This is a genomic window from Paraburkholderia sp. BL23I1N1, from assembly GCF_003610295.1.
In the GTDB taxonomy this organism is placed as follows: Bacteria; Pseudomonadota; Gammaproteobacteria; order Burkholderiales; family Burkholderiaceae; genus Paraburkholderia.
This window is the reverse complement of sequence record NZ_RAPV01000001.1, coordinates 5,822,320-5,845,355: the sequence shown is the minus strand read 5'-3', so window position 1 is coordinate 5,845,355 and position 23,036 is coordinate 5,822,320. Positions and strand designations below refer to the sequence as shown.

Genomic DNA, 23,036 nt, shown 5'->3' with positions numbered 1-23,036 from the left:
ACAGCTGCTGCATCGACGAGAGACAGATCGTATGGAATTCAGCTTACGTGGGCGTACCGCGCTGGTGGCTGGCGCGACATATGGAATCGGCGAGGCGCCGGGCAAGTCGTCGCTGGATCTCGCCGCGCGTGCGTCGGTCGATGCGCTGGCGCAGGTCGGGCTGTCGCCGGCCGACGTCGACGGCCTGTTCGTTTGCACGCCGGACGACATGCTGTCCGGCCTGACATTCGCCGAGTATCTCGGCATTCACCCGAAGTTCACCGACAACAACCGCAGCGGCGGTTCGGCATTCGAGATCTATGCGCACACCGCGGCAATGGCGCTCGTCACCGGCCAGATCGACGTGGCGCTGATCGCCTACGGCAGCAATCAGCGCAGCGCCTCAGGCAAACTCGTGCAGTCGTCGCGCCCCTCGCCGTGGGAGACGCCGTATAAGCCGATGAATCCGGTGTCGTCGTATGCGCTTGCCGCGGCTCGGCACATGCACCAATACGGCACCACACGCAGAGATCTTGCGGAAGTGGCGGTCGCGGCGCGCAAATGGGCCGGGCTCAATCCTGAGGCCTTCGTGCGAACCCCAATGTCTATCGACGATGTACTGGGCGCGCGCCTTGTCTCCGATCCGCTTTCCGTGCGCGACTGTTGTCTCGTGACCGACGGCGCGGCGGCCATCGTGATGGTGCGCGCCGAGCGTGCGCGCGATCTGAGCGCCAGGCCGGTATATCTGCTCGGGGCAGGTTCGGCCACGTCGCATCGGGAAATCGCGAACATGCCCGATCTGACCGTGACGGCCGCAAGGGAATCCGGGCGGCGTGCCTATGAAATGGCGGGCGTGAATGCCGGCGAGATCGACGTCGCGATGCTGTACGACGCGTTCACGATCAACACTATTCTGTTCCTCGAGGACCTCGGTTTTTGTCCGAAGGGCGAGGGCGGCCGCTTCGTCGCCGACGGCGCGATTGCGCCGGGCGGCCGTCTCGCGGTCAACACCAATGGCGGCGGTTTGTCGTGCGTGCATCCCGGTATGTATGGGCTGTTTTTGATGGAAGAAGCACTGCGGCAGCTCACCGGGCGTGCGGGAGAACGGCAGGTGCCGGGCGCGCGGCTCGCCGTCGCGCATGGTAACGGCGGTGTCTTGTCGAGCCAGGCTACTGTGATTCTCGGCACTGAGGAAACGTTGTGATGGGGCGCGGCGGGCGCGGGCAGCTTTGCATGGGACTGGAGTAAGCGCTAAAGCGCTAACTCCAGTCGACAAGGAGACAGACAGATGAGCGAGCAGGCCACCGGCGACGCGACGCAAATCGTGCAGGTCGACCATGACGGCGCGATCGCAATCGTCACGCTGAACTATCCAGAACGGCGCAATGCGTTCTCGCTGAAGATGCGCGAAACGCTGTACGACCGCCTGCATCACCTGATGCACCACGAAGACGGTTGCCGGGCCATCGTGCTGACAGGTGCCGGCAATACGTTCTGCGCCGGCGGCGATATCTCGGAGATGAAGCCGCGCAAGGTACTCGAATATCGCGAGCGCAACCAGTTGCCGCTCGACATCTTCAAACTGATGGTGTCCGGGCCGAAGGCCATCGTCGCTGCCGTCGAAGGCTTTGCGTTCGGCGCGGGCCTTTCGCTCGCGGCCGCGTGCGACATGGTGGTCAGTTCATCGGCGGCGCGCTATGCGAGTGCATTCATCAAAGTCGGGTTGCTGCCCGATAGCGGTCTTTACTGGTCGCTTGCGCAGCGCGTCGGCGGCGGACGCGCGCGTGAACTGATGCTGAGCGCCCGCGAATTCAACGGAGCCGAAGCGTTGCAGATCGGTTTCGCCAATCGGGTGGTCGAGCCTGGACAGGCGCTCGCCGCGGCGCTGGGAATTGCCGGCCAATATGCGGCGCTGCCGGCGGTGGCGACGGCGCATCTCAAAGCGGCGCTGGCCACCGGTATCCGCACGCTCGACGAAGCGATCGAAACCGAAGTGAACCTGCAGCCCATCCTGCGCCGCAGCCGTGAACACCGTGAAGCCGTCAGCGCCTTCATGGAAAAACGCAAGCCGGTTTTTGTGGCCGACTAGGGAAAGCACATCATGAGCGAAAAACCTGCGAATCCGGGTAATGCGTCGGCCTCGATCGAGGTGAGCCGGGAAGGCGCAGTGGCCATTGTCACGCTGAACAATCCTGGCCGCCGCAATGCAATGGGACGGCAGATGCGTCAGTCGCTGCGCGACACGATGCACCGTCTGCTGTCCGCGGACCCTGAATCACGCGCCATCGTGCTGACCGGCGCGAGTGAGCACTTTTGCGCGGGCGCCGACATCTCCGAGATGACGCAGCGGACCATTCTGCAAAGCCGCGAGATTCTGGCTGAATCGTGCGTCGTGGTGCACGACATGATGGCGGGCGCGAAGCCGGTCGTGGCCGCCGTCGAAGGCGTGGCGTTCGGTGCGGGACTGTCGCTCGCCGTGGCGGCCGATTACGTCGTGGCGGCCTCCAACGCGCGCTTTTGCGCGGCATTTCTGCGTGTCGGGCTCATTCCCGATACCGGTATTCTGTGGACGTTGCCTGAAAAAATCGGCATGGCGCACGCCCGCGAGATGCTGTCGCTCGCGGTGGAAATCGACGGTGTCGAAGCGGCTGAGATCGGTCTCGCGAACGAGCTGGTGGAACCGGGTGCCGCGCTTGGCGCCGCAATCGATGTGGCCCGCGGCCTCGCCGAACTTCCGCCGCTCGGCGTCGCGCTGCTCAAGGCCGCGTTGACCGACGGCGCGTCCACGATGAACGCCGCGCTGCGCACGGAGATCGACTATCAGCCGGTGCTGCGCCAATCCAGGGATCATCAGGCTGCGTGTCGGGCGGTTTTTGATAGGAGCAAGCCGGTGTTCACCGGCCAATGAACATTGGGGTTCTCCGATGAGTGTCGATCGAAACAAAGCACTGCGCGAAGCACTGCGGGACGCGAACAGCCAGGCGGGCGTGGATGAACCGGACGATATCGTGCAGGTGTGCCACGAGGGTGGCGTGGCTGTCGTCACGATGAACTATCCGCAACGCCGCAACGCCTTTTCGATGAGGATGCGCATTGCGCTCATCCAAGCCTTCGAACGCCTTTTTCACGCGGATGCCACGACCCGGGCGATCGTTTTGACCGGCGCGGGTGGTCATTTCTGCGCGGGCGGCGACTTGTCCGAGATGCAGGCTGCCACGCCATCGTTGCTGGAACTGCGCGAGCGCATCGCGGTGGGCGTGCGTCTGTTCCGCCTGATCTACACCGGCACGAAGCCGGTCGTTGCCGCGGTCGAGGGCGCCTGTTTTGGCGCCGGTCTGTCGCTGGCTGCTGCGTGCGATCTCGCGGTGGGCAGCAGCGCGGCGCAATATTGCTGCGCCTTCGCCAAGGTCGGTTTGCTGCCGGACACCGGGCTTTTGTGGACATTGCCGCAGAAGGTCGGCGGTGGCAAGGCGCGCGAACTGATGTTGAAAGCGGATGTGATCGACGCAGCGACCGCGCTGCGCATCGGTCTCGTCAATCAGACGGCCGAGCCTGGCGGCGCGCTCGAAGCCGCGCTCGAACTCGCCGCGCGTTTCTCCAGCTACGCGCCCGTGACGCTGGCGATGCTGAAGGCGAACCTCGCGAACGCGGGCAATTCGATCGAAGACGCATGGCGGCTCGAAGTCGATTTGAATCCGCTCACACGCCAGACGAGCGATCACGCGGAAGCCGTCGCGGCTTTCATGGAGAAACGCAAAGCCGTGTTCACCGGCGACTGAGCATCGGGAGGCTCGTCATGCGAGTCTCGCCACGATTCGCCCTGATTTAGCCATGTTTCCGGCCATTGCCAATTACGGAAGTACACAGACCATGTTCACACCCGATCTGCTCCACGACAAAAAGATTCTGATTACCGGCGGTGGCACTGGTCTCGGTAAGAGTATTGGCAGGCGTTATCTGGAGCTCGGAGCGGAGCTCGTGATTTGCGGCCGCCGCAAGGAAGTGCTCGACGCCACCGCCGAAGAATTCCGCGCCGCTATCAACGGTGCGCGCGTCACGACGATCACAGCGGACGTGCGCGACGCGGAGTCGGTCGAAGCGATGATGGACGCGATCTGGCGAGATGGTCCGCTAGACCTGCTGCTCAACAACGCGGCAGCCAACTTTATCGCGCGGACCGAGACGCTCTCGCCGCGCGCGGTCGACGCGGTGCTGGACATCGTGCTCCATGGCAGTTTCTATTGCACGATTGCCGTGGGCAAGCGCTGGATCGACGCCGGCCGTCAAGGCAACGTCATTAGCACGGTGTCGACACCGACCATGACCGGGTCGGCTTTCACTGTCCCCTCCGCGGCGGCGAAGGCCGGCGTGCTCGCGATGACACGCAGTCTTGCAGTCGAATGGGGGCCGAAGGGGATACGTCTGAACGCCGTGGCGCCCGGACTGTTTCCAACCGAAGGCGCGTGGGAACAACTCTATCCGCCCGGCTCGCAGGTCGAATCGCAGGATCGCAGCGTGCCGCTGCGGCGTTTCGGCGATCATGCCGAACTCGCCGATCTGTATGCGTACCTGGCGTCGGATGGTTCGGGCTATATCACCGGCGACATGATCGTGATCGACGGCGGACGCTGGATGCAAGGCGTGGGCGGTCCCACGTTCCGCGCGATGCAGGACTGGACCGACGAACAGTGGGACGCGATGCGTGCTCACGCGCGTAAGGGTTGAACATGGGGCCGCTCGCAGGTGTGAAGATCATCGAACTGGCCGGCATCGGGCCAGGGCCCATGTGCGCAATGTTGCTCGCCGACCTCGGCGCGACGGTGCTGCGCATCGACCGGCGGCAACCGGTGAAGCTCGGTATCGAGCGTCCGTTGCGCTACAACCTGCTGCTGCGCAATCGCAAGACGATCGCGCTCGATCTCAAGGACCCGGCCGCAATCGACCTCGTGCTGACGCTGGTGGAAAGCGCGGACGCGTTGATCGAGGGATTTCGTCCCGGTGTGACCGAGCGTCTGGGTCTCGGGCCGCAAGCGTGTCTCGCGCGCAATCCGAAGCTCGCCTATGGGCGCATTACCGGCTGGGGACAGGACGGCCCGCTCGCGCAGTACGCCGGTCACGATCTGAACTACATCGCGATCACGGGCGTGCTCAACGCGATCGGCCGTTTCGAGCAGCCGCCGTCGATTCCGCTGAACCTGATCGGCGACTACGCGGGCGGCTCGATGTATCTCGCGATGGGTCTGCTCGCCGCAATTCTTCACGCCCGCAATGGCGGCGCGGGGCAAGTGGTGGATGCCGCGATCGTCGACGGCACGGCGAATCTGGCCACGACCTTTTTCGGCATGCAGGCGGCCGGCATCTGGCGCGAGGAGCGCGGCACCAATATTACCGATTCAGGTTCGCATTTCTACGACGTCTACGAGTGCGCCGACGGCAAATGGATTACGGTGGGCCCGATCGAAGACAAGTTTTATCTGGAGTTGCTTCGCTTGCTCGACATTTCACCGGACACGCTCGGCGCCCAGCTTGACGAGAGCAACTGGCCGGCCGCGCGCGCGTTGTTTGCGCTCAGATTCAAGCGCCGCAGCCGCGCGCAGTGGACCACTTTGCTGGAACACTCAGATGCGTGTTTCGCGCCCGTGCTGTCGTGGTGCGAAGCGCCTGAGCATCCTCACCTGAAAGCGCGTCAGACCTTTGTAGAGATTGATGGGATCGTGCAACCCGCGCCCGCGCCGCGCTTTTCGTCGACGGTGCCCGCGATGCCGACGCCGCCCGAAGCACCTGATCCGGCCACGGTCGACGCCGCGCTCGCCACGTGGCTCGACGCGCAGCGAATCGGCGAACTGAAACAGGCAGGGACGCTGGCCTGAGAAACGGGCGAGCGAATCAAGCGACGGAACTGCCATCGGCGCCGCATCAACGAATCGACGAATCGAGACGAGACACGCATGGATCTGCGATACACCGATGAAGAACTGGCATTCCGCGACGAGGTGAGAGCCTTTTTCAAGGAAGTCTTGCCGGACGACATCCGCCGCAAGGCAGTGTTAGGGCAGCGTTACTCCGCGAACGACCTGCGCCGCTGGCAGCGCATCCTGTACGAGCGCGGCTGGGCGACGCCCGCATGGGACAGGGCGTGGGGCGGAACCGGCTGGAGCGCGGTGCAGCAGTACATCTTCAAGGAAGAGTTGCATATGGCGCCCGCGCCGGAGCCGCTGTCGTTCAACGTCAACATGATCGGCCCGGTGCTGATCGCGTTCGGCAGCGACGAGCAGAAGCGCGATTTTCTGCCGCGCATTGCGAGTCTCGAATACTGGTTCTGCCAGGGCTTTTCGGAGCCGGGCGCCGGATCGGATCTCGCAGCGCTGCGCACCCAGGCTGTTCATGAGGGAGACCACTATGTGATCAACGGACAGAAGCTGTGGACCTCGACGGCTCATCACGCGGACTGGATGTTCTGCCTCGTGCGCACCGATGCGAGCGCGAAAAAACAGCAGGGCATCACCTATCTGCTGATCGACATGAAGACGCCGGGTTTGACGGTGCGGCCGATCATCACCATCGACGGTTATCACGAAACCAACGAGGTGTTCTTCGATAACGTGCGCGTGCCGGTGGCGAACCGGATCGGTGAAGAGAACAAAGGCTGGGACTACGCCAAGTTTCTGCTCGGCAACGAGCGCAGCGGGATCGCCCGTGTGGGCGTCTCGAAGATGCGCATCCGCCACGCGAAGGATCTCGCGAAACGCGTGCCGAGCGGCGACGGCGTGCTGTGGGACGACCTGCAATTTCGCGAGCGCGTCGTGGCGATCGAAGTCGAACTGAAGGCGCTAGAAATCACCCAGATGCGGGTGATTGCCGAAAGCAGCGCGCGCGGCAGTCATGTGCCCGACCCGAAAACCTCGATCCTGAAGATCAAGGGTTCCGAGCTGCAGCAACTGGCGGCCGAGCTTCTTCTTGAAGTGGCGGGGCCCGATGCGCTGCCGCTCGACCTCGATTTCCTGCGCGGCCTGGGTGAGCCGCTTCGCGAGCCCGACTGGGCGTTGACCATCGCGCCGAACCATTATTTCGCGCGACACGTTTCGATTGTCGGCGGATCGAACGAAATCCAGAAAAACATTCTCGCCAAGTCCGTTCTCGGACTTTGAGCGTCAATCGAAATGCGGAGAAGCATCGGCCATGGACTTTGATTTCACCGACGAGCAGCGCATGCTCAAGGACAGCGTCGAGCGGCTCGTGAAAGACGAGTACGGCTTTGAGCAACGTGCGCGGTATCTGGCCGAGCCGGAAGGGTTTAGCCGCGTTCAGTGGGCCCGCTACGCGAACATGGGACTGCTGGGCCTGACGTTCGATGAAAATTTCGACGGCAGCGGCTGCGGTCCCGTTGAAACGATGATCGTGATGGAGGCGTTCGGACGCGGGCTCGTCGTCGAACCTTATCTGGCGACCGTGGTGCTTGGAGGCGGATGCATCCGTGCGGGCGGGAGCGCGGCGCAGCGCGAAGCTATCCTGCCGCGCATTGCCGACGGCTCGCTGCTGATGGCGTTCGCTCACGCCGAGCCGCAGTCGCGCTACGACCTCGCCGACGTCGCCGCCACCGCGCGACGCGACGGCGGCGGGTGGGTACTGGACGGCGCGAAGCGCGTCGTCGTGCACGGCGGCAGCGCGGACCGGCTGATCGTCTCGGCGCGCGTATCCGGCGCACGCCGAGACCGCGACGGCATTGCGCTGTTTCTGGTCGAGGCCGACGCTCCGGGCGTCGAGCGCCGCGAATATCCGACGCAGGACCGGTTACGCGCGGCGGATATCGATCTGTCCGGCGTGCGCGTGACTGACGACGATGTCGTCGGCGTGGCCGGCGAAGCGTGGCCGTTGCTCGAAACGGTTGCAGCCCAGGCGATCAGCGCGCTGTGCGCCGAAGCGGTCGGCGCGATGTCGGCGGCTCACGAGCAAACCGTCGAGTACCTCAAGGTGCGCAAACAGTTCGGCGTCGCCATTGGCTCGTTCCAGGCGTTGCAGCATCGCGCGGTGGACATGCTGGTCATGATCGAGCAGGCACGCAGCATGGCTCTGTTCGCCACGATGATGAGCGACGAGCCCGATGTAGCGGAACGCGAGCGCAGCATGGCGGCAGCCAAGGTGCAGATCGGCCGGGCCGGGCGCTTCGTGGGCCAGCAGGGCGTGCAACTGCACGGCGGCATCGGTATGACCGAGGAGTGCACGGTGGGCCATTATCTGCGCCGACTAAGCGTGATCGACATTCTGTTCGGCGGGGCCGAGCACCATTTGACCCAGCTCGCCCGTACGGGCGGACTGATCGACGCGGCTGCGTAAGCGCACTGATCGACGGAGACACTCATGAGCTACGAGACCATCCTGTACGACGTGAAGGACCGGATCGCCACCGTCACGCTGAACCGTCCTGAACAGATGAACACCTGGAACGATCAGGTGGCTACGGAGGTGTACGACGCGATGCAGGCAGCGGGCGCGGACCGCGGCGTGCGTGTAATCGTGTTCACCGGAGCGGGCAAGGCGTTCTGCGCGGGCGGCGACATTCACAGCTTCGGCGGCGATCCGCACGCGCTGATGACCAAGTTGCCGCGTCCTTTCGACATGCGCAAACGGGCCGACTGGCAGACGCGCTGTTCGTACTATCCGGCCATACCGAAGCCCGTCATCGCGATGCTGAACGGCGCGACAGTCGGCATCGGCCTGATTCACGCGCTGTTCTGCGACATCCGTTTCGCGGCCGACGATGCCACGATCACTACCGCATTCGCACGTCGCGGGCTGACCGCGGAATACGGCATGGCGTGGATTCTCTCGCACCACGTCGGGCATGCGCGGGCGCTCGACCTGCTGTTGTCGGCGCGCAAGATCAAGGGGATCGAGGCCGAGCGCATGGGATTGGTGAACCGCGCATTCCCGTCGGACACGCTGGCCGACGAGACTTATGCCTATGCGCGCGACCTCGCTGAAAACTGCTCGCCGCGCTCGATGCGAATCATGAAGGAGCAGTTATGGGAGGTGCCGTTCCAGACACCGCACGAAGCCATCATGGCCGCCGGGCTGGACATGCCGATCGCCAATCAGTGCGATGAATACAAGGAAGGCATGGCGAGCTTCCTCGAGAAACGCAAACCGAATTTCACCGACGATTGATTCGTTAGCGATTCTTTAGTGATTCCTTATTGATTCATTGCGGGGCAAAGTCATGCTGAAGTACGAAGTCATCAAAAACTGGCCGATCGAAGACGTCACGCAGACCTACACCGCGCGCGACGTCATGCTGTATGCACTGGGTCTTGGCATCGGCAGCGATCCGCTCGACGCCGCGCAGCTTCGCTATGTCTACGAGAAGGATCTGCAGGCCATGCCGACGTGCGCCGCCGCATTCGCGTGGCCCAGGTCATGGATGCGCGATCCGCGTGCGGGCGTCGACTATTTGAAGCTCGTGCATGGCGAACAGGATGTCCGTTTTTTTCGCCCGATGCCGACAACGGCCACTATTGTCAGCAAGACACGTGTGAGCCTCGTTTCGGACAAGGGCGAGGGCAAAGGCGCGATCGTCGAAATCATGCGCGATCTGTTCGACGAGGCGAGCGGCGAAAAGCTCGCCGAAGTGCGGCAGGTGTCGTTCCTGCGCGGTGACGGCGGCTTCAGCGTGGAATCGGGCATCGGCGATGCGCCGCCCGAAGCGTTGCCGCCGGTTCCCGAACGCGCGCCCGACAGCGAATTCGAAGTCGCGACAGTCGCGCAGGCCGCACTCATCTACCGGCTTTCCGGCGATTCGAATCCACTGCATGCCGACCCCGAAGTGGCTGCGAAAGCGGGCTTTCGTCAACCGATCCTGCATGGCCTCGCGACCTACGGAATCGCCGGATATGCGGCGATTCGAACCTGCGTGGGAAACGACGCGGCGAGGCTGAAGCGGCTCGCGCTTCGCTTTACTTCGCCGGTCTATCCGGGCGAAACCATCCGCTTCCAGTTCTGGCGCGAAAGTGACACCCGTCTGCATTTGTGCGCGCGAGTCGACGCACGCGACGCGGTGGTGTTGAACAACGGCATCGTCGAAATAAGCTGAACACACGGCACCTGCGTTTGTCCCGCGCAGGCGGAAAGTCAAAGGAGCGTATGTATGGATTTGCGAGAAAGTCTCGAAGACAAGGCCTTTCGCGCTTCGGTACGGGAATTCGTGACGGCACGGTTGCCTGCGGATGTCCGCGATCGCGTGCTGAATTTCCGGCATCTGCCGCGTGAAGATTACGTGCGCTGGCAGCGCATTCTCGCGGCCAACGGCTGGGGTGCGCCTGCATGGCCGGTCGAATACGGCGGGGCAGGGTGGAACGCTGCGCAGCGCAATATCTTCGACGAGGAATGTTTCACCGCTGGGGCGCCGCGTCAGATGCCGTTCGGTCTGTCGATGGTCGGGCCAGTGCTGCAGAAGTTCGGCACGCAGGCGCAACGCGACTATTTTCTGCCTCGTATTGTTTCGATGGATGACTGGTGGTGCCAGGGCTATTCGGAGCCCGGCGCCGGTTCCGATCTCGCCTCGCTGAAAACCCGCGCCGAGCGCATTCCGCGAGACGGCGAACCGTTCTATATCGTCAACGGCCAGAAGATATGGACGTCGTTTGCACAGTGGGCCAACTGGATCTTCTGCCTCGTGCGCACCCACAGCGAGGGCCGTCCGCAAGAAGGCATTTCGTTCCTCCTGATCGACATGACGACGCCCGGCATTACCGTGCGGCCGATCAAAATGCTCGATGGCGGCCATGACGTCAACGAGGTGTTCTTCGAGAACGTCGAAGTGCCGGTTCGCAATCTTGTCGGCGAAGAGCATCGCGGCTGGGCGATCGCCAAATATCTGCTTGGCCATGAACGCACCAATATCGCCGGGCTCGGCAACTGCAAACGCTTCATGCTGCGGCTGAAGGAAATCGCGCGGACCGAGCAGAAGGACGGCAAGCCGCTCATCGACGATATCCGCTTTCGCGACCGGATCGCGAAAGTCGAGATTGATCTGATCGCGCACGAGTGGTCGTTGTTGCGGGCGATTTCCGCCGAGTCGGCTGGTCGTCCGCTCGGGCCCGAAGCGTCGGTGCTGAAAATCCGCGGGTCGGAAATCCAGCAGGAACTGACCGAGCTGATCATGGCCTGCGCGGGGCCGTACGCGGTGCCGTTCGTGCCGCAGGCGCTCGAGCCCGATTGGAGCGAGGGCGCGGAGACCACGGCGCACGGCGAACTGCTCAACGCGCTGGCGCCGCACTATCTGGACTGGCGCAAGATTTCCATCTACGGCGGTTCGACCGAGATCCAGAAAAATATCATCGCCAAACTGGCGCTTGGCATTTGAGGAGACGTCATGGATTTCACGCTCGCTGAAGAGCAGCAGATGCTAGGCGACCTGGTGGGCCGCTTCGTGGAGAAGGAGTACTCATTCGAGGCGCGGCGCAAGTTGTCGGCCACACCGCGCGGCTGGTCTGAACAGCACTGGCGCACGTTGGCCGAGATGGGCCTTCTCGCACTCAACGTGCCGGACGCATACGGCGGAATGAACACGAGCGTGACGGAAACCATGATCGTGATGGAAGCGTTGGGTCGCGCTCTGGTGCTGGAGCCGTATCTTTCGACCGCGGTGCTCGGCGCATGCTTGATCGGTGAGGCCGGCACCGAAGCGCAAAAGGAGCGCTGGCTGCCCGAGCTCGCGGCCGGCCGCCTGAAGACGGCGTTGGCCGCGCTGGAGCCAGGCGCGCGCTTCGATCTGTCGAACATAACGACGACCGCCAGCCCGTCGGACAAGGGTTTCATCGTCGATGGGCGCAAAGGCGTGGTCTTGCACGGCGATAGCGCCGACCTGTTGCTGGTGTCGGCGCGCACGTCCGGCGCTCAGACCGACACGGCCGGCATTACGCTCCTCGCGATCGACGCGACAGCACCGGGCGTCACGCTCAAAGGTTTCCCGGCCCTGGACGGCCAGCGGGTCGCCGAAGTCTGCTTCTCGGGCGTTTCGGTCGATTCCGGCGCAGTGCTAGGCGCAATCGGCGAAGGCTATCCGCTGCTCGAATGGACCGTCGATCACGGGCTCTTCGCGCTCTGCGCGGAGGCAGTCGGAACCATGGCCCGGCTCGCCGAAATGACCTACGACTACCTGCGCACCCGCACCCAGTTCGGCAGACGCATTGGCGAGTTCCAGGCGCTTCAGCACCGCGTGGCGGACATCCTTACAGCGGTCGAGCAGGCCCGCTCGGTAGTGTACTTCGCCGCATCGCGCCTGACCGGAACGGATGCGCACGAGCGGCGCCGGGCGTTGTCCGCCGCCAAGAACGTGATCGGCCGATCCGGCCGGTTCGTGGGGCAGCAGGCAGTGCAACTGCACGGCGGGATGGGCATGACCGAAGAACTTCCGATCGGCTGGTACTTCAAGCGGCTGACCTGCATCGACATGACATGGGGTGACGCCGAGCACCATCTGGAACGCTACGGCGCATATCTGTAGCGCGGCCGGTTCCCTCCGCTCCGGGAGATGGAAAATTTTTGCGTGGCGGGCGTCATTCGCCCTTTGGAAACCAAGTATGATACATATGTGAACGTCATTCAGAAAACTGTTGGCGCTGCGGTTTCGAGAACCGCCGGCCGGACCGGAATCCCGAAGGAGACATTGAATGTCAGAGACCGCTCAACGCATGACGCCCGAAATGGCGCCGATTCCCGCGCATGTTCCGCCGCAACTGGTGGTCGACTTCGACATCTACAATCCGCCCGGCGCCGCCGACGACTACCATCTCGCGCTCAAGAAGCTCCACGACGACGCCGTGCCCGACATCTTCTGGACGCCGCGCAACGGCGGCCACTGGATTGCGACGCGCGGCGATGACATCTACCGCATCTTCAAGGACTACGAGCATTTTTCGTCACGCCAGTTGACGGTGCCGCTGGTGAATCATGCGCCGCTGCCGCCGATCTTTTTCGACCCGCCTGAACACACGGCTTACCGCGCGCTGATTGCGCCCGCCTTCATGCCTCAAGCCGTCAGCAAGCTTGAAGAAAAGGCACGCGAAATGGCGGTCGAGCTGATCGAAGGCTTTTATCCGCGGGGCGAGTGCGAGTTCGTCTCCGAGTTCGCGCAACACTTGCCGATCGGCATTTTCATGAACATGGTGGCGCTGCCCGCGGAAGATCGCGACTATTTGCTGGGCCTTGCCGACAAGATGGTGCGGCCTGCCTCGGGCGGACAGAAGCTGGAAGCGCTCGGCGCGATTTTCGACTACCTCGGCGTGAAAATCGCCGAGCGCCGTGCCAACCCGGGAGACGATCTGATCAGCCGTATCGTTCATTCGACGATCGACGGCCGTCAACTGACCGACCAGGAACTCAAAGGGCTGTGCGGGCTCGTGCTGATCGGCGGCCTCGATACGGTCGCCTCCGCGATGGGTTTCATCGCCAACTTCCTGGCGAAAAGTCCAGCGCATCGCCAGCAACTGATCGACCACCCGGAGTTGACGCAAAAAGCGGTAGACGAGTTGTTGCGCCGCTTTCCCGTGGTCAACCAGGGACGCCAGGTCGCACATGACTTCGAATATCAGGGTGTACAGATGAAGGCCGGCGACATGATCGTCATACCGACCACCTTGCACGGTCTGGACGAGCGCAAGTTCCAGAATCCGCTCGACGTCGACTTCAACCGCCCGACACCGATTCACTCCACCTTCGGCAATGGGGCGCATCGTTGTCCGGGCTCCTTCCTCGCCCGCGTCGAGATCAAGGTGTTCCTCCAGGAGTGGCTCAAACGCATTCCTGATTTTTCGCTGAAGCCCGGCGACAGAGCCGGCGTGCATGGCGGCGTCAACGGCACGCTCTACCATTTGCCGCTGGTATGGGATGTGAAGTGAACGACACACGCTGACGATTGCGGCCCGGCCGATCGTCAGGATCGGCGACCACCGTAGCCAGGCGCGTGCAGCGCGGGCGGCCTCGTCACGCTATTTCGCCAGACATTTCCGTTCGCCGACCGCGCGGATCGGCTTGCTATTCGTGAGACTTTTAGACGGATTCCTGATAACCCGCGCGGCCCAGTCCAAGCCCGGGTTCGCCTGTGCGCAGGAGTCCTGGTTTCTACTGGAAAACACTATTGACACCCCAAGGTGCGATGTTTATCATTTTGAACAGCATTCAGATTTGTAGATGTGCTCGAAATGCAGGAACCCAGGTCGGATCAAAAAAATACAACGAATAGAACTCGTGTGAATGTCCTCGCGGAGGAGACAGAAATGAATCGGATTTTCAAAGACTGCGCCGTATACCGGCGTTGTTTTGAAGCGATGCTGCTGGCCGGCGTTTGCGGCACTTTTGCGAGCGGAGCGCATGCGTTCACGTTCACGACGCCCAATCCAGACATCCAGATGGATCTGGATACGACGGTTCGCGCGAACTACGGGCTGCGGCTACAGGGCATCGATTCGGCGATCGGTAATAACCCAAGCTACGACGAAGGCGACAACACCTTCAGGCGCTACCAGACCATCCTCGCGCGGCTCGATGTGACGAGCGAGTTCGACTTCAAGTACAAGGAGACGACCGGTTTCCGCTTCAGCATGGCGGGCTGGTATGACGCCGCCTATTCGGGAAAGGACAAGAGCGGTCCGGGCCTCGGAAGTGTCGCGAACTACCCGGGGAATAACTACACGAGCTACATCAAGAAGTACTACATCGGACCGTCGGCCGAGGTGCGCGACGCGTTCGGATTCACCACCGTCAATGCGGGGCCCGTTCCCATTGACATCAAGGTAGGGCGCCTGGCGCAAATCTGGGGCCAGTCGCTGATCGGCAGCGTGGGCGGCGTCAACTCGGTCGCGGTGTCTCAGGCTCCGCAAAACCTGATCGCCGCGACGCAAAGTCCCGGGGCGTCGCTGAAGGAACTGTCGCTGCCGACCGGGCAAGTCGCCATGTCGGCCCAACTGACCGACCGGATGCAATTGAGCGGCTACTATTCGTTCGAATGGGCGCCCGACCGCTATCCCGAAGGTGGCACTTACTTCGGTGGTTCGGACTCCATCGACTACGGCCCGCCGATCTCCGCGTATGCGGGGCCGAACTTCCCGATCTACAACATCAAGGGGCCGCAAGGGAAGATTGGCGACTTCGGTATCGAAACCAAATACCGCCTCGAAAAGTTCTCGAGTACAGTCGAGTTGACGTATCGCCGCTTCAGCTACAAGACGCCCTGGTTTGCTCAGTTCAACGCGAACAATTTCACGACCGAGGATATCTACGCGAACAAGGTTCAACTGCTGGGCCTCGGCGTGAACAGCACGATTGCCGGCACGGCGGTCGGCGCCGAAGTGTCGTATCGGCGTAATACGCCGTTGGCTTCGGGCGGCGGCGGCACGGCGGGCACGCTCGAAGGAGCGCGCGGCGATACGCTACACGCACTGCTCAACACGACGACATACCTCGGCAAGTCGTTCCTCTGGAACGAGGCGCCACTCGCGATGGAAATCGCGGCGGCGCACCTGCTCAAGGTGACGTCGGGCGCGCAGAACTTCAACGCTCCGGGCTACTCCGCCGCCTGTACGAAAGCCGCCGACGCGGTCGCGCTGGGTTGCGCGACGAAGAATTACTATACCTTCGGCGTGTCGTTCACACCGCACTGGAATCAGGTGTTTCCCGGCGTCGATCTCGACCTGCCGATGTTCATACAATGGAACATCCACGGCAATACGCCGACTGTCGATGGCGGCAACCAGGGCAGCAACATCTACCAGGTGGGGCTGCAATTCACGATCTACAACAAGCACATCGTGAATCTCACCTACACCGGTTACACGAACTGGAAGAAAACGGCGACCAACGTCAACGGCGCGCCGTACTCCGACAAAGGCTGGATCGGGATCACCTATCAGACTACGCTTTAATTGCAGCCGACTATCTGGTACTTCAGAGGACATTCGCAAATGAACATCCCAAAGTTGCTGACGGCCGTGTTGATCGCCGCCACCTATGGTTCCACTGCACACGCGGCAGTATCGACCGAAGAAGCCGCCAAGCTGGGTACGACGCTCACACTATTCGGTGCGGAAGCCGCAGCCAGCGCGGACGGACAGATCCCCGCATACACGGGCGGTATTGCCAAGGCGCCCGCGGAATTCAAGCCTAATAGCGGCAAATGGATGGACCCGTTCGCCGGCGAAAAGCCGGTTCTGACGATCACCGCGCAGAACTGGCAGGAAAACGCGGACAAGCTGAGCGAGTCGTCCAAGGAACTGTTCAAGCGCTTTCCCGACTACAAGATGATGGTCTATCCGACCCATCGCAGCGCGTCGTTTCCGGAATGGTACGGCGAAAATTGCAAGATCAATGCGGTGCAGGCCAAGCTGACGAACGGCGGCCAGGATATCGAAGGCGCCTTCGGCTGTATTCCTTTTCCAATTCCGAAGAACGGCGAGGAAGCGCTCTGGAATTACATCATGCGCTACGTCGGCACCAAGCAGAAGAACTTCGTCAATACGTGGCTGATGGACAGTTCGGGCAACCCGGTGCTGACGGGCTCGTTCAAAAGCTCGATCTATTTTCCGTACTACGATCCCACGCTCGGCCGGGACGGATTCAAGAAGACGGATGGCGTCTGGTATCAGGTGCAGAACGATTACGCCGCGCCCGCGCGGCTGAAGGGCGATACATCCCTGTTCTGGGACTACACCGCGAGTTCGCGTGACTGGCCGGGCTGGGAATATTCGCCGGGCCAGCGCCGCACACGCGTCGCCCCCGACCTTTCCTACGATACGCCGAACCCCGGCTACTCGGGCGTCATCACCATGGACGACATCCAGTTGATGTACGGCAAGCTCGATCGCTGGAAGGTCAAAATGCTCGGCACCAAGGAAATGTACATCCCGTACAACGGCTACAAGTGGCAGTACGCGACCTCGGACAGGGACATGCTGACACCGCATTTCCCCAATGCGAACCTGATCCGCTGGGAACTGCACCGCGTGCGCGTGCTTGAACTCACGCTCAAGCCCGGTGCACGGCACCTCTACAGCAAGAAGATCATCTATACCGACGAGGATCTGGGCGGCGGCATGATGGATGCCTACGATCAGGCGGGCAAACTGTATCGAGGCGGCTTTGCCGACACGGTGCCGGCTTACGACACCAAGGTCCCCTATTCGCTCGGCAACTGGTTCTTCGACTTCAACAGCGGGGTGTATCTGCTGGGCAGTCATCCTGCGGAGACCGCCGGCATTTTCTTCAATGTCGACTTCCCTAACGGATTCTTTACGCCTGAACGGATGCAATCGACCGGCATCCGCTGATGCCTCGCGCGTTGCCGGCAGCGTAGTCTGGAAACGCAGGGCCGCAGCGGGTTTCGTCCGCTGCGGCCATCGACTATCAGCGGGCGTAAGGAGACGTAATGCTGAGCACCTGTATGAACGCGGCAGTGTCGGCACTCGTGCTGACCTTCGCGCTGACGGTTTCGCAGCCGGCGCTCGCCGCGTTTGCCGATCCGATCGACACACCGGCCGCGGCCAACCCGCGCGCGCAGACAGCGCCGCTGCTTGCCGTGGCGCATGCGGGAAACCGCCTCGTCGCGGTCGGCTTGCGCGGACTGATCGTCCTCTCCGACGATAACGGCGCGACCTGGCGCCAGGTGCCCGCGCCGGTGAGTTCTGACCTCGTTGCGGTGTATTTCGCTTCGCCGCGCGCGGGCTGGGTGACGGGTCAGGACGGCATCGTATTGCACACCGCGGACGGCGGGACAACGTGGACCAGGCAGCTCGACGGCCGGTCGGCGGCTGCCGCGATGTTGGCCTACTACCAGAAGCGGGACCAGTCGGACCCGAAGATCGCAGCCGGACTCGAGGAAGCGCAACGCTTCGTCAACGACGGCCCGGGACGGCCGTTTCTATCGGTCTGGTTCGATAACGAGCACACTGGCTTCATCATCGGGTCATTCAACATCATCTTCAAAACGGATGATGGCGGCGCTACCTGGACACCCTGGTTCGACCACACCGAAAACGAACAGGACGCACTGAACCTGCATGCGATACGCCGAATCGGCAATGCGCTGTACGTGGTCGGCGAACAGGGGCTGGTTATGCGCCTCGACGAGGGCAGCCAGCAGTTCGTCAGGATTGCGGTGCCGTACAAGGGCAGCTTCTTCGGTATCTTCGGCTCGCCTGAGAATCTGATTCTCTATGGTCTGCGCGGCAATGCGTTGCGCAGCGCGGACGGCGGCCAGACCTGGGCCAAGGTCGGCATTCCCGGCGAAGCCAGTCTGCTCGGCGGTGCGCGCCTGGCCGACGGACGGCTCGTGCTGTTCAGCCAGGACGGGCGCGTGCTGATCAGCACGGACGGCGGCGCGAGCTTCAGTGCGGCGAATGCGGCGGGTCAATCCTGGTCGCTCTGGGACGGTACGAGCCTCGATCGCGGCGGCATTGTGGTGGTGGGCGCCGGGGGCGTAAAGAATATCGCGGTACTCAAGTGATTGCGGGAAAGGGAGCACAAGATGGCCGGTAAGAGCAATGAGCAGATTAGTTCGATGCCCGTGGTTCGGGAGCGCAGCGCGTTCGACGCGAAATCCGGCAATGCGCTGGAGCGGCTGGTTTTCAATCATCGGCTCGTCCTGATTGTGCTATGCACGGTGCTGTCGGTCATTTTCGGCATCAAGGTGGCGACCGGACTGCAGATCAACGCCAGTTTCGAAAAGATGATTCCGCAGTCGAACGCGTACATCCGCAACTACCTGGCGAACAAGAACGACCTGAAGGGGCTCGGCAACAGCTTGCGGATCGTCGTCGAGACCACGCAGGGCAACATCTACGACCCAGCGTACCTGGAAGTGCTGAGAAAGATCAACGATGCGGTGTTCCTCATGCCCGGCGTCGACCGGCCGTGGGTCAAATCGATCTGGATGCCGGCGGTACGCTGGAATATCGTCACTGAAAAAGGCTACGCGGGCGGGCCGGTCATGCCGTCGACGTACAACGGCACGCCCGCGTCGATCGACGCGCTGCGGACCAACATCGCGCGCGCGGGTATCACCGGTTCGCTGGTCGCCAACGATCTGAAGTCGAGCATGATCGTGGTGCCGCTGCTGGAGCGCGATGCGGCGGGCAAGCCGATCAACTATGCGCACTTCTCGCATCTGCTCGACGATATGGTGCACACGCAGCAGCACGGCAACATTCGCATCCATGTGGTCGGTTTTGCAAAACTGATCGGTGACCTGATCGACGGCCTGAAGCAGGTGATGACCTATTTCGGCATTGCGGCGGCCATTGCGCTCGGCGTGATTTTCTTTTACACGCGCTGCCCGCGCAGCACGTTTCTGGTGGTCGCCTGTTCGCTCGTCGCGGTGCTGTGGCAACTCGGCATTGTCACGGCGCTGGGTCTCGTGATTGACCCTTATTCGGTGCTGGTGCCGTTCCTGGTCTTCGCTATCGGCGTGTCGCATGGCGCGCAGAAAATGAACGGCATCCTGCAGGACGTGGGGCGCGGCACACATAAGTACGTGGCGGCACGCTACACGTTCCGCAGGCTCTTTCTCGCGGGTCTCACCGCGCTCATGGCCGACATGGTGGGCTTCGCTGTCCTGACGATTATCGACATCCCGGTCATCAAGGACCTGGCGCTGACAGCCAGCATCGGCGTGGGCGTGCTGGTTTTCACCAATCTGTTGCTGTTGCCGGTCCTGCTGTCGTATGTCGGCGTGAGTCCAAAGGCCGCGCAGCGCACGCTGATCGAGGAGAGCGCCGAGTCAGGCGGCCGTTCGGGCGTCGCGAGCCTGTGGAACTGGCTGGATCGTTTTACCGAACGGCGCTGGGCGGCGGGGGCGATCGTCGTCACCTTGCTGTTGGCGGCAGCCGGTTTCGCGGTCAGCGAGCGTCTGCAGATCGGCGACCTCGACGCAGGCGCGCCCGAATTGCGGGCGGACTCGGTCTACAACCGCGACAATGCGTTTATCAACGCGCACTATGGCCTGTCGAGCGATATGTTCGTGGTGGTCGGCAAATCGTCGCTGCCCAATTGCGATGCGGATCATTATGCGATGCTGACCGATGTCGATCGCTTCGAGATCGCCTTGCAAAACGTAAGCGGCGTGCAGACCACGAGTTCGGCCGCGTCCCTCACGCGGCTCGTTACGTCCGGCGCGTATGAAGGTTATCCGAAGTGGTTCACGATCAATCGCACGCCGTCCATTCTGAATCGTTCGCTCTTCCAGGTGTTGCTCGATCGTCCCGACCTGATCAGCGCGGCCTGCAACACGATGCCGATCATCGCTTACCTCACCGATCATAAGGCGGCCACACTGAACCGCGTGCTCGACGCGGCGCAACGTTTCGCGGACGCGCACAAGGACCCGAACCATCAATTTCTTCTCGCCGCCGGATCGGCCGGTATCGATGCCGCGACCAACATCGTCGTCAAGGAAGCGAATGACCGCATGTTGCTGCTGGTCTACGCGGCGGTTGTGCTGCTGTGTCTGATTACGTTTCGTAGCTGGCGTGCCGCAGTCGTCGCACTGGTGCCGCTCGTCGTCACATCGGTTTTATGCCAGGCGTTGATGGTGATGCTGGGCATCGGCGTCAAGGTGGCGACCTTGCCTGTGATCGCCCTCGGCGTGGGAATCGGTGTCGATTACGCGCTCTATCTGCTGTCCGTGCAGCTCAACTATCAGCGCGCCGGCTTGCCGTTGCGCGACGCCTATCGCCGAGCGGTCCAGTTCACGGGCAAGGTCGTGGCGCTGGTGGGCGTCACGCTGGCCGCGGGGGTCGTCACGTGGGCATGGTCGCCAATCAAGTTTCAGGCCGATATGGGCATTCTTCTCACGTTCATGTTCGTCACGAATATGATCGGCGCGCTGATTCTGATTCCGTCGCTGTCCCACTTTTTGCTGCGCAGGGTGTCGTCCAAAACCGGGCGCGCGGAGGTGCGCAGCGCGATTGCTCTCGCGGAAAATTCGAAAGGCGTGTGATGGCCTGGCGGCGTGCAATCGGTGTGCATCGGTGCGAAAAGAGAGGGGCGTCGGCCAGATTGTGGCGCCGCTTGCCGCTAGACCATGGCTAGACCACCGACATCGGGAAGCTCAGTATCTCCGATACGCCGCCGTCCACCATCAGCATCTGGCCGTTCATATAGGAGCTTGCCTCGGACGCGAGGAATACCGCGGCGCCGCCCAGTTCCTCCGGACGCCCCCAGCGCCCGACGGAAATGTGCGAGCGGACGATCTCTTTCATTTGCGCATTCGATGTGACCGGCTCCGCCATATCGGTCATGAAATAACCCGGGCAAATGCCGTTGCAGCGGATTCCATGTCGCCCGAGTTCCGCGCCGAGAGATTTGGTAAGACCGGCCATCGCGTGCTTGCTCGCGACATAGGCTTGCAGCTTTTCGCGCCCGAGCACCGACACGTATGAGCCGACATTGATGATGCGGCCGTGTCCGCGTTCGATCATCGACGGGACCACCTGCTGCGCGAGAAGGTACGCGGCGGTGACGTTGGTGTCCATGGTGCGGCGCCACATCTGGGGCGTCGATTGCAGGAAATCGCTCCACTCGCAGATTCCGGCGTTATTCAGCACGATGTCGATCCTTCCATGACGCGCGAGAACATTCCTTACGGCGGCCTCGATGGCGGCCTGATCCGTGAGATCGAAGGGCTCGACATCGACCGCGTTGCCGCTGCCATTGCTGTTGCCCTTGCCGCCGCTCACCGGGCGAATGGACGCGGCGGCGCTGTCGAGGCTGGCGCGCGAGCGGGCCGCGAGCACCACGGTCGCGCCTGCGCTCGCCAGCGCGCCTGCCATCGCCAGTCCGAGGCCGCGCGAGGCGCCCGTGACGAGCGCAATCCGGTCATCGAGAGAAAACATGTTCATGGGCGAGTTTTCCTTGCCGTGAAATGGGGTTGACGCGGGGGTTGACGCGCAACGCTAGCCGTGCCGGATCACGATCTTGCCGAAATGCCGCTGGCTTTCGAGGTGACCCAGCGCGCCCGGCACGTCGGCAAACGCGTAGGTCGAATCGATCACGGGTTTGAGCCGGTGCAAGCCGATCGCGCGATTCATGGCTTCGAAGTGTTCGCGTGAGCCCACGTGGATCGGCGCAATAGACAGGCCGCGCATGAAAAATCCGTCGCCCGGCGCGGGCGTACCGGTGAGCATGCCCACCACGCTGATACGTCCGCCTTTGCGCGCCGCGGCCGCTGACTGCTCGAACGTCGCGGCCCCGCCCACTTCGACGACGAGATCGGCGCCTTCGCCGCCGGTATGCTCCCGCACAGCGTCCGCCCATTGCGGCGTAGCCCGGTAATTGACGACGGCATCGGCACCCAGCGCCGCGAGCCGGGCGAGCTTCGCGTCGCTCGAGGAGGTGGCAATCACCCGCGCGCCGAACAGCTTCGCAAGCTGCAGCGCGAAGATCGACACGCCGCCCGTTCCCTGCACCACCACGGTCTGGCCGGGCACCAGCGGCGCATGCTGACACAGCGCATTCCATGCAGTAACGGCGGCGCACGGCAGCGTCGCGGCTTCTTCGTCCGACAGATGTTCGGGTATCGAAACCAGATCTTCTTCGTCGAGCAGCGCCATGTCCCGCAACATGCCTTCGACGACTGCGCCTCGACCCAGCATGTCCGCGTGCCGAGGCATCGCGCCGCCTGTCCAGTTTTCATGGAACGTCGCCACGACGCGGTCTCCGGGTTTCACGCGCCGCACGCCTGAACCGACCGTGATCACCGTGCCCGCCCCATCGGAAACCGGAATGAAATTGGGCGGAAGCCGGTCTCCGAACGCGCCGCTCATAAAGAGCAACTCGCGGAAATTCAACGAACTGGCATTCACATTCATCAAGACCTGATGCGGCCCCGGCGCCGGCGGATCGGGTTCCTCGCACAGTGTCAGCCTTGCCTGGCCTTCGATCCGTGTGCAGCGATAGAGTTTCATTTGTCGCCTCCTGGTCGTCCATCGGCTGCTGCGATCCTCACCCGACGGACCATCGTTGTCGTTGACAGCAGAGAAAGAAGTGGTTCAGAATACAGAACATTGTTCACA

19 protein-coding genes are annotated in these 23,036 nt (G+C 62.6%); 17 read left to right on the top strand and 2 right to left on the bottom strand.

The genetic code is table 11. The annotated features are described in order from the left end of the window. The first annotated feature begins 31 nt into the window (after positions 1-31). The 17 genes from B0G76_RS27325 to B0G76_RS27245 all read left to right on the top strand — a co-directional run bounded on the left by B0G76_RS27325 (position 32) and on the right by B0G76_RS27245 (position 20,962). A complete protein-coding gene (locus tag B0G76_RS27325) occupies positions 32-1,183 on the top strand; it encodes a thiolase (protein WP_120295251.1) in 1,152 nt (383 codons plus the stop codon). Positions 1,184-1,267: 84 nt separating this feature from the next. Beyond that, positions 1,268-2,068 (top strand): enoyl-CoA hydratase/isomerase family protein, encoded by an 801-nt coding sequence (locus B0G76_RS27320; RefSeq protein ID WP_120295250.1) that lies wholly within the window; start codon positions 1,268-1,270, stop codon positions 2,066-2,068. A 12-nt stretch (positions 2,069-2,080) separates the two neighbouring features. After that, positions 2,081-2,887 (top strand): enoyl-CoA hydratase/isomerase family protein, encoded by an 807-nt coding sequence (locus tag B0G76_RS27315; RefSeq protein WP_120295249.1) that lies wholly within the window; start codon positions 2,081-2,083, stop codon positions 2,885-2,887. A gap of 16 nt (positions 2,888-2,903) precedes the next feature. Further along, a complete protein-coding gene (locus tag B0G76_RS27310; RefSeq protein ID WP_120295248.1) occupies positions 2,904-3,758 on the top strand; it encodes an enoyl-CoA hydratase/isomerase family protein in 855 nt (284 codons plus the stop codon). 91 nt (positions 3,759-3,849) lie between these two features. Next, the gene (locus B0G76_RS27305; RefSeq protein WP_120295247.1) at positions 3,850-4,704 is read left to right on the top strand and encodes an SDR family oxidoreductase; all 855 of its coding nucleotides are present in this window, start codon (positions 3,850-3,852) and stop codon (positions 4,702-4,704) included. 2 nt (positions 4,705-4,706) lie between these two features. After that, positions 4,707-5,849, top strand: coding sequence for a CaiB/BaiF CoA-transferase family protein (locus B0G76_RS27300; RefSeq protein ID WP_120295246.1), 1,143 nt, complete (start codon positions 4,707-4,709; stop codon positions 5,847-5,849). Between the two features lie 78 nt (positions 5,850-5,927). Continuing rightward, positions 5,928-7,127 carry an acyl-CoA dehydrogenase family protein gene (locus B0G76_RS27295; protein WP_120295245.1) on the top strand — a complete coding sequence of 400 codons (1,200 nt, stop codon included), beginning with the start codon at positions 5,928-5,930 and terminating at the stop codon, positions 7,125-7,127. 31 nt (positions 7,128-7,158) lie between these two features. Then, positions 7,159-8,313, top strand: coding sequence for an acyl-CoA dehydrogenase family protein (locus B0G76_RS27290; RefSeq protein ID WP_120295244.1), 1,155 nt, complete (start codon positions 7,159-7,161; stop codon positions 8,311-8,313). A gap of 24 nt (positions 8,314-8,337) precedes the next feature. Further along, complete coding sequence (locus B0G76_RS27285) at positions 8,338-9,144, top strand: enoyl-CoA hydratase (RefSeq protein ID WP_120295243.1); 807 nt, start codon at positions 8,338-8,340, stop codon at positions 9,142-9,144. Positions 9,145-9,196: 52 nt separating this feature from the next. After that, positions 9,197-10,066, top strand: coding sequence for a MaoC/PaaZ C-terminal domain-containing protein (locus tag B0G76_RS27280; protein WP_120295242.1), 870 nt, complete (start codon positions 9,197-9,199; stop codon positions 10,064-10,066). Positions 10,067-10,120: 54 nt separating this feature from the next. Next, positions 10,121-11,338 (top strand): acyl-CoA dehydrogenase family protein, encoded by a 1,218-nt coding sequence (locus B0G76_RS27275; protein WP_120295241.1) that lies wholly within the window; start codon positions 10,121-10,123, stop codon positions 11,336-11,338. A 9-nt stretch (positions 11,339-11,347) separates the two neighbouring features. Beyond that, the gene (locus B0G76_RS27270) at positions 11,348-12,481 is read left to right on the top strand and encodes an acyl-CoA dehydrogenase family protein (protein ID WP_120295240.1); all 1,134 of its coding nucleotides are present in this window, start codon (positions 11,348-11,350) and stop codon (positions 12,479-12,481) included. 166 nt (positions 12,482-12,647) lie between these two features. Further along, positions 12,648-13,874 carry a cytochrome P450 gene (locus B0G76_RS27265; protein ID WP_259460745.1) on the top strand — a complete coding sequence of 409 codons (1,227 nt, stop codon included), beginning with the start codon at positions 12,648-12,650 and terminating at the stop codon, positions 13,872-13,874. 378 nt (positions 13,875-14,252) lie between these two features. Next, the gene (locus tag B0G76_RS27260; protein WP_183082154.1) at positions 14,253-15,896 is read left to right on the top strand and encodes a DUF1302 domain-containing protein; all 1,644 of its coding nucleotides are present in this window, start codon (positions 14,253-14,255) and stop codon (positions 15,894-15,896) included. Positions 15,897-15,935: 39 nt separating this feature from the next. Beyond that, a complete protein-coding gene (locus B0G76_RS27255; RefSeq protein WP_120295237.1) occupies positions 15,936-17,297 on the top strand; it encodes a DUF1329 domain-containing protein in 1,362 nt (453 codons plus the stop codon). A gap of 98 nt (positions 17,298-17,395) precedes the next feature. Then, positions 17,396-18,472: a YCF48-related protein gene (locus B0G76_RS27250; protein ID WP_120295236.1), complete on the top strand. Its 1,077-nt coding sequence runs from the start codon at positions 17,396-17,398 to the stop codon at positions 18,470-18,472. A 21-nt stretch (positions 18,473-18,493) separates the two neighbouring features. Continuing rightward, a complete protein-coding gene (locus B0G76_RS27245) occupies positions 18,494-20,962 on the top strand; it encodes an RND family transporter (protein WP_120295235.1) in 2,469 nt (822 codons plus the stop codon). 88 nt (positions 20,963-21,050) lie between these two features. On the opposite strand, the gene B0G76_RS27240 is transcribed toward B0G76_RS27245, so the two are convergent. Continuing rightward, on the bottom strand, positions 21,051-21,863 hold the full coding sequence (locus B0G76_RS27240) for an SDR family NAD(P)-dependent oxidoreductase (RefSeq protein WP_120295234.1): 813 nt from the start codon (positions 21,861-21,863) through the stop codon (positions 21,051-21,053). Between the two features lie 54 nt (positions 21,864-21,917). Beyond that, a complete protein-coding gene (locus B0G76_RS27235) occupies positions 21,918-22,928 on the bottom strand; it encodes an NAD(P)-dependent alcohol dehydrogenase (protein WP_120295233.1) in 1,011 nt (336 codons plus the stop codon). Positions 22,929-23,036: the final 108 nt, after the last annotated feature.

What these genes read in the sequence shown, in the direction of transcription:
- B0G76_RS27295 (WP_120295245.1), top strand. Translation starts at nt 5,928, where the DNA reads ATGGATCTGCGATACACCGATGAAGAACTGGCATTCCGCGACGAGGTG.
- B0G76_RS27290 (WP_120295244.1), top strand. Translation starts at nt 7,159, where the DNA reads ATGGACTTTGATTTCACCGACGAGCAGCGCATGCTCAAGGACAGCGTC.
- B0G76_RS27250 (WP_120295236.1), top strand. Translation starts at nt 17,396, where the DNA reads ATGCTGAGCACCTGTATGAACGCGGCAGTGTCGGCACTCGTGCTGACC.
- B0G76_RS27240 (WP_120295234.1), bottom strand. Translation starts at nt 21,863, where the DNA reads ATGAACATGTTTTCTCTCGATGACCGGATTGCGCTCGTCACGGGCGCC.
- B0G76_RS27305 (WP_120295247.1), top strand. Translation starts at nt 3,850, where the DNA reads ATGTTCACACCCGATCTGCTCCACGACAAAAAGATTCTGATTACCGGC.
- B0G76_RS27325 (WP_120295251.1), top strand. Translation starts at nt 32, where the DNA reads ATGGAATTCAGCTTACGTGGGCGTACCGCGCTGGTGGCTGGCGCGACA.
- B0G76_RS27245 (WP_120295235.1), top strand. Translation starts at nt 18,494, where the DNA reads ATGGCCGGTAAGAGCAATGAGCAGATTAGTTCGATGCCCGTGGTTCGG.
- B0G76_RS27285 (WP_120295243.1), top strand. Translation starts at nt 8,338, where the DNA reads ATGAGCTACGAGACCATCCTGTACGACGTGAAGGACCGGATCGCCACC.
- B0G76_RS27235 (WP_120295233.1), bottom strand. Translation starts at nt 22,928, where the DNA reads ATGAAACTCTATCGCTGCACACGGATCGAAGGCCAGGCAAGGCTGACA.
- B0G76_RS27260 (WP_183082154.1), top strand. Translation starts at nt 14,253, where the DNA reads ATGAATCGGATTTTCAAAGACTGCGCCGTATACCGGCGTTGTTTTGAA.
- B0G76_RS27320 (WP_120295250.1), top strand. Translation starts at nt 1,268, where the DNA reads ATGAGCGAGCAGGCCACCGGCGACGCGACGCAAATCGTGCAGGTCGAC.
- B0G76_RS27265 (WP_259460745.1), top strand. Translation starts at nt 12,648, where the DNA reads ATGTCAGAGACCGCTCAACGCATGACGCCCGAAATGGCGCCGATTCCC.
- B0G76_RS27270 (WP_120295240.1), top strand. Translation starts at nt 11,348, where the DNA reads ATGGATTTCACGCTCGCTGAAGAGCAGCAGATGCTAGGCGACCTGGTG.
- B0G76_RS27315 (WP_120295249.1), top strand. Translation starts at nt 2,081, where the DNA reads ATGAGCGAAAAACCTGCGAATCCGGGTAATGCGTCGGCCTCGATCGAG.
- B0G76_RS27310 (WP_120295248.1), top strand. Translation starts at nt 2,904, where the DNA reads ATGAGTGTCGATCGAAACAAAGCACTGCGCGAAGCACTGCGGGACGCG.
- B0G76_RS27275 (WP_120295241.1), top strand. Translation starts at nt 10,121, where the DNA reads ATGGATTTGCGAGAAAGTCTCGAAGACAAGGCCTTTCGCGCTTCGGTA.
- B0G76_RS27255 (WP_120295237.1), top strand. Translation starts at nt 15,936, where the DNA reads ATGAACATCCCAAAGTTGCTGACGGCCGTGTTGATCGCCGCCACCTAT.
- B0G76_RS27280 (WP_120295242.1), top strand. Translation starts at nt 9,197, where the DNA reads ATGCTGAAGTACGAAGTCATCAAAAACTGGCCGATCGAAGACGTCACG.
- B0G76_RS27300 (WP_120295246.1), top strand. Translation starts at nt 4,707, where the DNA reads ATGGGGCCGCTCGCAGGTGTGAAGATCATCGAACTGGCCGGCATCGGG.